Source organism: Ramlibacter sp., assembly GCF_036383835.1.
Classification (GTDB): Bacteria; Pseudomonadota; Gammaproteobacteria; order Burkholderiales; family Burkholderiaceae_C; genus Ramlibacter.
In genome coordinates this window covers 67,344-76,474 of record NZ_DASVNN010000043.1, presented here as the reverse complement: position 1 = coordinate 76,474, position 9,131 = coordinate 67,344, and the positions used below count along the sequence as shown (strand labels likewise).

The window sequence follows — 9,131 nt, the reverse complement described above, 5'->3', positions numbered from 1 at the left end:
TACGCCTTGGCCTCACCGCCGAACTTGGTCGACAGCACGGTGGTGATCGCCGCCGTCAGGGTCGTCTTGCCATGGTCCACGTGGCCGATGGTGCCCACGTTGACGTGCGGCTTGGTCCGCTCGAACTTACCTTTTGCCATTTTTTTCGACTCCGAAAAAAGTAACGATCACTACCCAAAGACTTGGTGCCCTTGGCGGGAATCGGACCCGCGACCTCTCCCTTACCAAGGGAGTGCTCTACCACTGAGCCACAAGGGCGAAATACTTGCCGGTGTCGATGATGCGCTTCATGGAGCGGGAGACGGGAATCGAACCCGCGTCATTAGCTTGGAAGGCTAAGGTTCTACCATTGAACTACTCCCGCGTCGGGTGTGATTCAACGGCCGACCCAGGCGCCTGTCACGGCTACCAGCTCACCAAAAACTCATCAATGCGACACATCTCGCTGGTGGAGGAGGCTGGATTCGAACCAGCGTAGGCGTAAGCCAACAGATTTACAGTCTGCCCCCTTTAGCCACTCGGGCACCCCTCCGCGAGGAACCTCGGACTATAGCACGGTTCGCACGCTCTTCCGGGTTGCCCGCCTACGTTTCGCCTCGGGCGCAGGCTCTGCCGGCCGCCTGAAAGCCGCCTGACAGCTGTCCGCGTTGTCATCGCCGGACCGCACGGATGTTGCTACCTTGAGGCCCATGCGCATGCTCAATCTCGCCCTGCAGGGCGGCGGCTCCCACGGGGCGTTCACCTGGGGCGTCCTCGACGCCCTGCTGGAGGATGGCCGGATCGGCTTCGAAGGACTCAGCGGCACCAGCGCCGGCGCGGTCAATGCGGCCGCCTTCGCCGGCGGGTGGGCGCGCGCCGAAGCCGCGGGCCGCGACCCGCGCGAGGGCGCGCGCGAGAAGCTCGCGGGCATCTGGTACCGCATCAGCGCGCTCGGCAGCCTGGGCGCCTTGCAGCAGCAGTTCACGCGCATGCTGTGGGGCGGCCTGCCGCCCGAACTCTCGCCCGGCAACTTCATCGGCAACGCGTGGCGCGGGCTGCTGTCGCCCTACCAGAGCAATCCGCTGGACATCAACCCGCTGCGAACGATGCTGGAGGAGGAGATCGACTTCCCTGCGATCGCCGCGCAGCGCGCGCTGAAGGTGTTCGTGTCGGCCACGCACGTCGACACGGGCAAGGCCGTCGTCTTCACCGGCAGGCAGCTCGACGCGCGTGCGGTGCTCGCTTCCGCCTGCCTGCCCATGCTGTTCCAGGCGGTGGAGATCGACGGTCAGGCTTACTGGGACGGCGGCTACTCGGTGAATCCGGCGCTGTCGCCGCTCATCAAGGAGTGCAGCGCCTCCGATATCGCGCTGGTGCAGATCAATCCCTTGAGCCGCGAGCACACGCCCAGGACTTCGGCCGAGATCCTCGACCGCATCAACGAGCTCACCTTCAACGCCAGCCTGCTCACGCAGATGCGCGCGATCGACTTCGTCAACCGGCTGCTCGAGGAAGGCGCGATCTCGCACTCGCGCTGCCGCAGCGTGCGCGTGCACCGGATCGAAGGCGGACCGGCCCTCGATCGCTTCCCGACGTCCAGCCGCGTCTCGGCCGACGGCGTGATGATCAACAAGCTTTTCGACGCGGGCCGGGACGCCGGCAAGGAGTGGCTGGCCGCGCATTTCGAAGCCATCGGGCACCGTTCCACGATCGACATCCGCCACGACTACCTGGACGACACGCGGATGGAACTGCCCCTGCCGGCGCGCCCGGGCATGCGCTCGGTGGGACGCGGCTTCCGGCCCTGGCTCGCGCGGCTGCTGCGCCAGGGCCGCGGCTGAAGACTCACCAGCGGATCGGCGGATCCAGCAGTCGAGCGAGCTGCGCGAGATGCGCGGTGGCCTGCGCCGCGAACTCCTGCTTGAAATCGTTGGAAGGATGGCGTGCGCGCAGCACGCACTCCGCCGGCACCGGAATCCCTTCCACGGCGCCGTCGAAGAACTCCTGCGCCGGGCGCCCCCACAACCACGCGACCGGATAGGGTCGGCCCGACTGTCCGCGACTCCGGTACAGCGCCCGGACCACGCCCTTCGTCCAGTCCTGCCAGCCGATCTTCATGTGGCTGCCAATCTCGCCGAGTCGCACCGTCAGCGCGGTGTTCAGCAGCAGCACGCCCTGGCGCGCCCACGGCTCGAGGTCCGCTACCCGCGGACGCGCGAATCCCGGCAGGTGCGCCTCGAAGGCCTTGTAGACGTTGCGCATCGACGGCGGCACGCCTTGCAGCGAAGCGAAGGCCAGGCCGGTGGCATCGCCGGGGCGCGGATACGGGTCTTGGCCGACGATCAGCAGCCGCACGTCCTGCGGGTCGACCAGCTCGAAGGCGCGAAAGGGTCGCGCCGGACCGACGGGCGCGGCCTTCGCGTCCTCGTCCACCTTGCGGGCCACCGCCTGCGCATGCGCGTCGAGGCCCCCGCACAGGTCGCGCCAGGCCGGCGGCAGGTCGCGCCAGGCTTCGGCCAGCGGCCGCCGCAGCGGTCCCGTGATCCCGTCGTCGAGATCGAGCGCGCCCTGCTGGACCATCTCAGGCGGCGAACAGCTCCGCCAGCGCTTCGCCCGGGTCCCCGGCGCGCATGAACGCCTCGCCGACCAGGAAGGCGTGCACGCCGGCGGCGCGCATCTTCAGCACGTCTTCGCGCTGGAGGATGCCGGACTCGGTGACCAGCAGGCGATCCGCTGGCACGTCCTTCTGCATGCCCAGCGTGGTGTCCAGGCTCACTTCGAAGGTGCGCAGGTTGCGGTTGTTGATGCCCACCAGCTTCGTCTTCAGCTTCAGTGCGCGCTGCAGCTCCTGCGCATCGTGCACTTCCACCAGCACCGCCATGTCGAGGCCGCCGGCGATCGCTTCGAGCTCCGCCATCTGCGCATCCGACAGGCAGGCGGCGATCAGCAGGATGCAGTCGGCGCCCATGGCGCGCGACTCGTACACCTGGTAGGGATCGACCATGAAGTCCTTGCGCAACACCGGCAGGTCGCAGGACGCGCGCGCCTGCTTCAGGTAGTCCGGGTTGCCCTGGAAGAACTGGCGGTCGGTCAGCACCGACAGGCAGGCCGCGCCGTTCTCCGCATAGCTCTGGGCGATGTCCGCGGGGATGAAGTCCTCGCGCAGCACGCCCTTGCTGGGACTCGCCTTCTTCACTTCGGCGATCACGGCCGCCTGGCCTGCGGCGATCTTCGAGCGCAGCGCGCCTTCGAAATCGCGCGTCAGCACGCGGCTGAACGCGTCCTCGCGCATCGCCTCGAGGGATTTCTTCTTCTTCGCCGCCGCCACTTCCTCGTGCTTGACGGCGACGATCTTGTTCAGGATGTCCGACATTTCAGCTGCCCAGCGCCTTCGACACGCGCACGAGTTGCTCGAGCTTGGCCTTGGCCGCGCCCGACTCCAGCGCCGTGCGCGCGCGCTGGATGCCGTCGGCGATGTCGCTCGCCACGTTGGCCGCATAAAGCGCGGCACCCGCGTTCAGCACCACGATGTCGCGTGCCGCGCCGGGCAGGTTGTCCAGCACCTGGCGCATGACGGCGAGCGATTCCTGCGGCGTCTCCACCTTGAATGCGCGGTTGCTCGCCATCGGCATGCCGAAGTCTTCCGGGTGGATCTCGTACTCGCGGATCTCGCCGTTCTTCAACTCGCCCACCATCGTGGCCGCGCCCAGGCTGATCTCGTCCATGCCGTCACGGCCGTACACCACCAGCGCGTGCTCCGCGCCGAGGCGCTGCAGCGCGCGGACCTGGATGCCGACCAGGTCCTGGTGGAACACGCCCATCAGGATGTTCGGCGCGCTGGCCGGATTGGTGAGCGGGCCCAGGATGTTGAAGATGGTGCGCACGCCCAACTCCTTGCGCACCGGCGCCACGTTCTTCATGGCGGGGTGGTGGTTGGGCGCGAACATGAAGCCGATGCCGGTCTCGGCCACGCACTTCGCGATCGCTTCCGGCGACAGGTTGATGTTCAGCCCCAGTGCCTCCAGCACGTCGGCGCTGCCGCTCTTGCTGGAGACGCTGCGCCCCCCGTGCTTGCTCACCTTGGCGCCCGCTGCGGCGGCCACGAACATCGAGCAAGTGGAGATATTGAAGGTATGAGAGCCGTCGCCGCCGGTGCCCACGATGTCCACGAGGTGCGCCTTGTCGGCGACGTGGACCTTGGTCGAGAACTCGCGCATCACCTGCGCGGCCGCGGTGATCTCGCCGATGGTTTCCTTCTTCACCCGCAGGCCGGTGACGAGCGCGGCCGTCATGACGGGCGACAGCTCGCCGCTCATGATCATGCGCATGATCGTCAGCATCTCGTCGTGGAAGATCTCGCGGTGTTCGATCGTGCGCTGCAGCGCTTCCTGGGGGGTGATGGACATGACTGGCTCCTCGGGATGCGTTTATCGGGTGGGATTCTCGGTCAGCGCGAGCTTCACGCCGAAGCCTACGAACATGGCGCCCGCGACGCGGTCCAGCCATTGCATCCCATGCTGGACCGCGTTGCTGCGGGCCATCCATGCGGCGGCCACCGCCCAGCCGGAATTGACCGCGACGCTGTTGATGTTGAAGAGCGTCCCGAGCAGCACGAAGGCAAGCGCCTTGTGCGGCGCATCGGGCGCGATGAACTGCGGCACGAAGGCGAGGAAGAAGATCGCCACCTTCGGGTTCAGGACATTCGTCAGGAAACCGCCGCGAAAGACAGCCCACGGAGTGGCGGGCTTCTCTTCGTAGGCTGGCGGTGAGCCCGCAGGCGATTCCCAGCGAACGGGCGCAGCCCGCGCCAGCAGCAGGCGAACGCCGACCCAAAGCAGATACGCGGCCCCGACCCACTTCAACACCGTGAACGCCGTCGCCGACGCCGCCAGCAGCGCACTCACGCCGACCGCCGCCGCGAACACGTGCACGAAGCACCCCGCGGTGATGCCGAGCCCCGCGACGACACCGGCCTTCGCCCCGGCGCGCAGCGCGTTGCTCACGATGTACAGGACGTCGGGCCCGGGCGTGAGGTTCAGCAGCAGGCCGGCGACGATGAAAAGCAGCAGGTGTTGCGCATCCGGCATGGCTCGCTCCTCAGGCGCGGAAGAATCGGCGGATCGCGCCGATCGCGCGGTCGATCCCGGCGGCGTCCACGTCCAGGTGCGTCACGAAACGCAGGCGATAGAGGCCCGTTGCCAGCACGCCTTCCCGCGCCAGCGCCGGCACCAGCTCCGCGGAACGCTCCCGCGCCGGCCCGGCCAGATCGACGAACAGGATATTGGTTTGCGGCGCCTCGACCTGCACGCCTTCGATGCCTTGCAGGCCGTCGGCCAGGCGGCGTGCCAGGGCGTGGTCCTCCGCCAGCCGATCGAGCTGGTGCTCCAGCGCGTGGCCGGCCGCTGCCGCGAGCAGGCCCGACTGCCGCATGGCGCCGCCCGCCATCTTGCGGATGCGGCGCGCCCTGGCGATCAGCTCCTTGCTGCCGCACAGCGCGGATCCGACCGGCGCACCCAGCCCCTTGCTGAAACAGACCGAGACGCTGTCGAACAGGCGCGCGATGCGCCGGGCTTCGCCGCGCGGATCGCCGCCGTCGGCCGCAGCCTGCGCCACCGCGGCGTTGAACAGGCGGGCGCCGTCGAGATGCGTGGACAAGCCCCTGGACTTCGCGAGGGCCGTCGCCTGCTGCAGGTACGCGAACGGCAGCACCTTGCCCCCCAGCGTGTTCTCCAGCGCGAGCAGGCGCGTCCGCGCGAAATGCGGATCGTCGGGCTTGATCGCCGCCTCGATGTCCGCCAGCGCGAGGCTTCCGTCCGGCTGGTGCTCCAGCGGCTGCGGCTGCACGCTGCCGAACACCGCCGCGCCGCCGCCTTCCCAGCGGTAGCAGTGCTGCATCTGGCCGACGATGTACTCGTCGCCGCGCTGGCAGTGCGACAGCACCCCGCACAGGTTGCTCTGGGTTCCGGTCGGCACGAACAGCGCGGCCTCGAATCCGAGCAGGCCGGCGATCTTTTCCTGCAAGGCGTTGACGCTGGGATCGTCGCCGAAGACGTCGTCACCCAGCGGCGCGGCGGACATCGCAGCGCGCATGCCCGCGGTGGGCTGCGTCACGGTATCGCTTCGCAGATCCACCGGTTTCACGCCCGCTGCTCCAGGAAGTTCTTCAGCATCGCGTGCCCATGCTCGGTGAGGATGGACTCCGGATGGAACTGCACGCCTTCGATCGGCAGCTCCTTGTGGCGCACGCCCATGATCTCGCCGTCGGCGGTCCAGGCCGTCACCTTCAGGTCCTTCGGGCAGGTCTCGCGCTCGATCGCCAGCGAGTGGTAGCGGTTCACGGTGAACTTCTCGGGCAGCCCGGAGAACACGCCCTCGCGCGTGGTGGTGATCTCGCTCACCTTGCCGTGCATCAGCTGTTGCGCCCGCACGATCTTCCCGCCCAGGGCGGCGCCGATCGACTGGTGGCCGAGGCAGACGCCCAGGATCGGCAGCTTGCCGGCGAAATGGCGGATCGCCTCCACCGAAATGCCGGCTTCGGCCGGCGAGCAGGGACCCGGCGAGATCACCAGGCGATCCGGCTTGCGCGCGGCGATGCCCTCGAGCGTGATCTCGTCGTTGCGAAACACCTCGACGTCCGCCCCCAGCTCGCCGAAATACTGCACCAGGTTGAAGGTGAAGCTGTCGTAGTTGTCGACCATCAGGAGTTTCATTCCAAACCCTCCTCGACCAGCTCGGAAGCCCGCAGCAGCGCCCGCGCCTTGGCTTCCGTTTCCTTCCATTCCATCTCCGGCACCGAATCGGCCACCACGCCGGCCGCGGCCTGCACGTAGAGCGTCTGGTCCTTGATGATGCCGGTGCGGATGGCGATCGCCACGTCCATGTCGCCCGCGTAGCTGAGGTAGCCGCAGGCGCCGCCGTAGAGCCCGCGCTTGTTCGGCTCGAGCCGGTCGATCAGCTCCATGGCATGCACCTTGGGCGCGCCGCTGAGCGTGCCGGCCGGGAAGGTGGCGCGCAGCACGTCCATGTTGGTCGTGCCGTCCTTGAGCGTGCCTTCCACGTTGCTCACGATGTGCATCACGTGGCTGTAGCGCTCGACCACGAAGGCTTCGGAGACCTTGACCGACCCGGTCTTCGCGATGCGGCCGATGTCGTTGCGGGCCAGGTCGATCAACATCACGTGTTCGGCGCGTTCCTTGTGGTCCGCGAGCAGCTCCTGCTCCACCGCCTTGTCCACCTCCGGCGTGGCGCCGCGCGGCCGCGTGCCCGCCAGCGGACGGATCGTGATCTTCTGGCCTTCCTCGGTCAGCTCCTGCCGCACCAGGATCTCCGGCGACGCGCCCACCACGTGGAAGTCGCTGCCGTTCGCATCGGCGCCGCTGAAGTTGTAGTAGTACATGTAGGGGCTGGGATTCAACGAACGCAGCGCGCGGTACAGCGACAGCGGCGATTCGGTATAGCGCTTCTTGATGCGCTGGCCCACCTGCACCTGCATGAAGTCGCCCGCGGCGATCAGCTCCTTCGCCCGCTCCACCGCCTTGATGTAGTCCGCCTTGGCGAACTCGCGTTCGGCCGGGAAGGTCTCGGTCTGCCGCACCATCGGCGCGCTCACCGAGTACTTCAGCTGGTCCTTCAGCTCCCGCAGGCGACGCTTGCCGCCCGCATACGCTTCCTGCTTCGAAGGATCGACATAGACGATCAGGTACAGCTTGCCCGACAGGTTGTCGATGACCGCCAGCTCCTCGCATTGCAGCAGCAGGATGTCCGGGCAGTGCAGCGTGTCGGGCGGGCAGCTCTTCTCCAGCTTCTTCTCGATGTAGCGCACCGCGTCGTAGCCGAAGTAGCCGGCCAGGCCGCCGCAGAACCGCGGGAGCCCGGGGCGCAAGGCCACCTTGAAGCGCTTCTGGTAGGCCTCGATGAAATCCAGCGGATTGCCCCGCGCCGTCTCCACCACCTTGCCGTCGGTGACGATTTCGGTCTTCGCCTCTTCGCCGAAGCCGGTCGTGCGCAGGAGCGTGCGCGCCGGCAGGCCGATGAAGCTGTAGCGCCCGAAGCGCTCGCCGCCGACGACGGACTCCAGCAGGAAACTGAGCTTGCCGCCGCCCTTGGCGTGCGCGAGTTTCAGGTAGAGGGAAAGCGGGGTTTCGAGGTCCGCGAATGCCTCGGCGATGAGGGGGATGCGGTTGAAGCCCTGCAGCGCAAGGCTCTTGAATTCGAGTTCGGTGATCAAGGGTGAGCCTCCACAAGCTCGGCGGCGCCGCTCGCGCCGCATGGATCCGGACAGTGCCTCCGTGGGAGGCGCGGGGGCACGGGCTGCCCCGTGCGGGTCAATGACGCACTTGAACAGGCTTGCGCCAGGGCCAGGCTCCCCGGTCGCTGCGACCCGTGATCATCGTGCGGTGGATGAACATGGGCGCAGTGTAGCAAACCGATTTGCGCGCCCTCGTCAATGGCACTAGGTACGTCGTCGTACCGAGAATACCCGCGTTGTTTTGCCGCCGACCGCTCGGGACAATCCGAAAAACGAACGGGCGTTCGTTTTACTTTCCGGAGAACCCACGATGAGAGCGATCCGCCTCCTGCGCGCCGCACTTCTGTGCGCCTGTTGCGCCCTGCCCTGCCTGTCCGGGGCGCAGACGACGATCAGCGGCGTCAAGTACGACGACGCCCTCCAGCTGGGCGGGTCGCGCCTGCAGCTCAATGGCGCGGGCACGCGCTACAAGGGCCCGTTCAAGGTGTACACGGCGGGTCTCTACCTGCCGAAGAAGAGCGGCACCGCCGAGGAGGTGATCGCGCAGTCCGGCGCCAAGCGCATCACGGTCACCATGTTGCGCGACATCGATGCCACCGAGATGGGCAAGATGTTCACGCGCGGAATGGAGGACAACATGGACCGCGCCGCCGTGGTGAAGCTGATCCCCGGCATCATGCGCATGAGCCAGGTCTTCAGCGACCACAAGAAGCTGCAGACGGGCGAGACCTTCGCGATCGACTGGATCCCCGGCACCGGCACGGTGCTGGTGCTGCGCGGCCAGCCCCAGGGCGAACCGTTCCGCGAACCCGAATTCTTCAATGCCCTGCTGCGCATCTGGATCGGCGCCGTCCCCGCCGACTGGAAGCTGAAGGACAGCCTGCTCGGCAAGCCGTCCTGAGCG

Annotated in this window: 10 protein-coding genes and 3 tRNA genes; 2 read left to right on the top strand and 11 right to left on the bottom strand. The window is 67.5% G+C overall.

What is annotated here, in order from left to right; translation table 11 throughout:
* From VF522_RS07520 to VF522_RS07505, 4 genes are all read right to left on the bottom strand, one after another.
* Positions 1 to 140, bottom strand: a 140-nt coding sequence (locus tag VF522_RS07520; RefSeq protein WP_330907415.1) for a GTP-binding protein, incomplete at its 3' end; no start/stop codon positions are given.
* Between the two features lie 43 nt (positions 141 to 183).
* Positions 184 to 258, bottom strand: a tRNA-Thr gene (locus VF522_RS07515).
* Positions 259 to 290: 32 nt separating this feature from the next.
* Positions 291 to 364 (bottom strand) — tRNA-Gly (locus VF522_RS07510).
* A gap of 82 nt (positions 365 to 446) precedes the next feature.
* Positions 447 to 532, bottom strand: a tRNA-Tyr gene (locus VF522_RS07505).
* Positions 533 to 689: 157 nt separating this feature from the next.
* Between VF522_RS07505 and VF522_RS07500 the strand changes: the two genes are divergently transcribed.
* On the top strand, positions 690 to 1,820 hold the full coding sequence (locus tag VF522_RS07500; RefSeq protein ID WP_330907612.1) for a patatin-like phospholipase family protein: 1,131 nt from the start codon (positions 690 to 692) through the stop codon (positions 1,818 to 1,820).
* Positions 1,821 to 1,824: 4 nt separating this feature from the next.
* On the opposite strand, the gene VF522_RS07495 is transcribed toward VF522_RS07500, so the two are convergent.
* From VF522_RS07495 to trpE, 7 genes are read right to left on the bottom strand one after another with little or no spacing between them, the layout of a single operon-like run.
* Positions 1,825 to 2,559 carry a uracil-DNA glycosylase gene (locus VF522_RS07495; RefSeq protein ID WP_330907611.1) on the bottom strand — a complete coding sequence of 245 codons (735 nt, stop codon included), beginning with the start codon at positions 2,557 to 2,559 and terminating at the stop codon, positions 1,825 to 1,827.
* 1 nt (position 2,560) lies between these two features.
* Positions 2,561 to 3,352, bottom strand: coding sequence for an indole-3-glycerol phosphate synthase TrpC (trpC, locus tag VF522_RS07490; protein ID WP_330907610.1), 792 nt, complete (start codon positions 3,350 to 3,352; stop codon positions 2,561 to 2,563).
* A 1-nt stretch (position 3,353) separates the two neighbouring features.
* Entirely contained in the window at positions 3,354 to 4,385 is a 1,032-nt protein-coding gene (gene trpD / locus VF522_RS07485) for an anthranilate phosphoribosyltransferase (RefSeq protein WP_330907609.1), read from the bottom strand.
* A 21-nt stretch (positions 4,386 to 4,406) separates the two neighbouring features.
* Positions 4,407 to 5,066, bottom strand: coding sequence for a LysE family translocator (locus tag VF522_RS07480; protein ID WP_330907608.1), 660 nt, complete (start codon positions 5,064 to 5,066; stop codon positions 4,407 to 4,409).
* A 10-nt stretch (positions 5,067 to 5,076) separates the two neighbouring features.
* Complete coding sequence (gene ltaE, locus VF522_RS07475; RefSeq protein WP_330907607.1) at positions 5,077 to 6,120, bottom strand: low-specificity L-threonine aldolase; 1,044 nt, start codon at positions 6,118 to 6,120, stop codon at positions 5,077 to 5,079.
* Positions 6,117 to 6,689 (bottom strand): aminodeoxychorismate/anthranilate synthase component II, encoded by a 573-nt coding sequence (locus VF522_RS07470; RefSeq protein ID WP_330907606.1) that lies wholly within the window; start codon positions 6,687 to 6,689, stop codon positions 6,117 to 6,119. Before VF522_RS07470 ends, ltaE begins: the two co-directional genes overlap by 4 nt.
* Entirely contained in the window at positions 6,686 to 8,206 is a 1,521-nt protein-coding gene (gene trpE, locus VF522_RS07465; RefSeq protein WP_330907605.1) for an anthranilate synthase component I, read from the bottom strand. The genes VF522_RS07470 and trpE overlap by 4 nt, the downstream gene beginning before the upstream one ends.
* A gap of 331 nt (positions 8,207 to 8,537) precedes the next feature.
* Here trpE and VF522_RS07460 point away from each other — a divergent pair, with 331 nt between their 5' ends.
* Positions 8,538 to 9,128: a chalcone isomerase family protein gene (locus VF522_RS07460; protein ID WP_330907604.1), complete on the top strand. Its 591-nt coding sequence runs from the start codon at positions 8,538 to 8,540 to the stop codon at positions 9,126 to 9,128.
* Positions 9,129 to 9,131: the final 3 nt, after the last annotated feature.

What these genes read in the sequence shown, in the direction of transcription:
- trpC (WP_330907610.1), bottom strand. Translation starts at nt 3,352, where the DNA reads ATGTCGGACATCCTGAACAAGATCGTCGCCGTCAAGCACGAGGAAGTG.
- VF522_RS07460 (WP_330907604.1), top strand. Translation starts at nt 8,538, where the DNA reads ATGAGAGCGATCCGCCTCCTGCGCGCCGCACTTCTGTGCGCCTGTTGC.
- trpD (WP_330907609.1), bottom strand. Translation starts at nt 4,385, where the DNA reads ATGTCCATCACCCCCCAGGAAGCGCTGCAGCGCACGATCGAACACCGC.
- VF522_RS07500 (WP_330907612.1), top strand. Translation starts at nt 690, where the DNA reads ATGCGCATGCTCAATCTCGCCCTGCAGGGCGGCGGCTCCCACGGGGCG.
- VF522_RS07470 (WP_330907606.1), bottom strand. Translation starts at nt 6,689, where the DNA reads ATGAAACTCCTGATGGTCGACAACTACGACAGCTTCACCTTCAACCTG.
- VF522_RS07480 (WP_330907608.1), bottom strand. Translation starts at nt 5,066, where the DNA reads ATGCCGGATGCGCAACACCTGCTGCTTTTCATCGTCGCCGGCCTGCTG.
- VF522_RS07495 (WP_330907611.1), bottom strand. Translation starts at nt 2,559, where the DNA reads ATGGTCCAGCAGGGCGCGCTCGATCTCGACGACGGGATCACGGGACCG.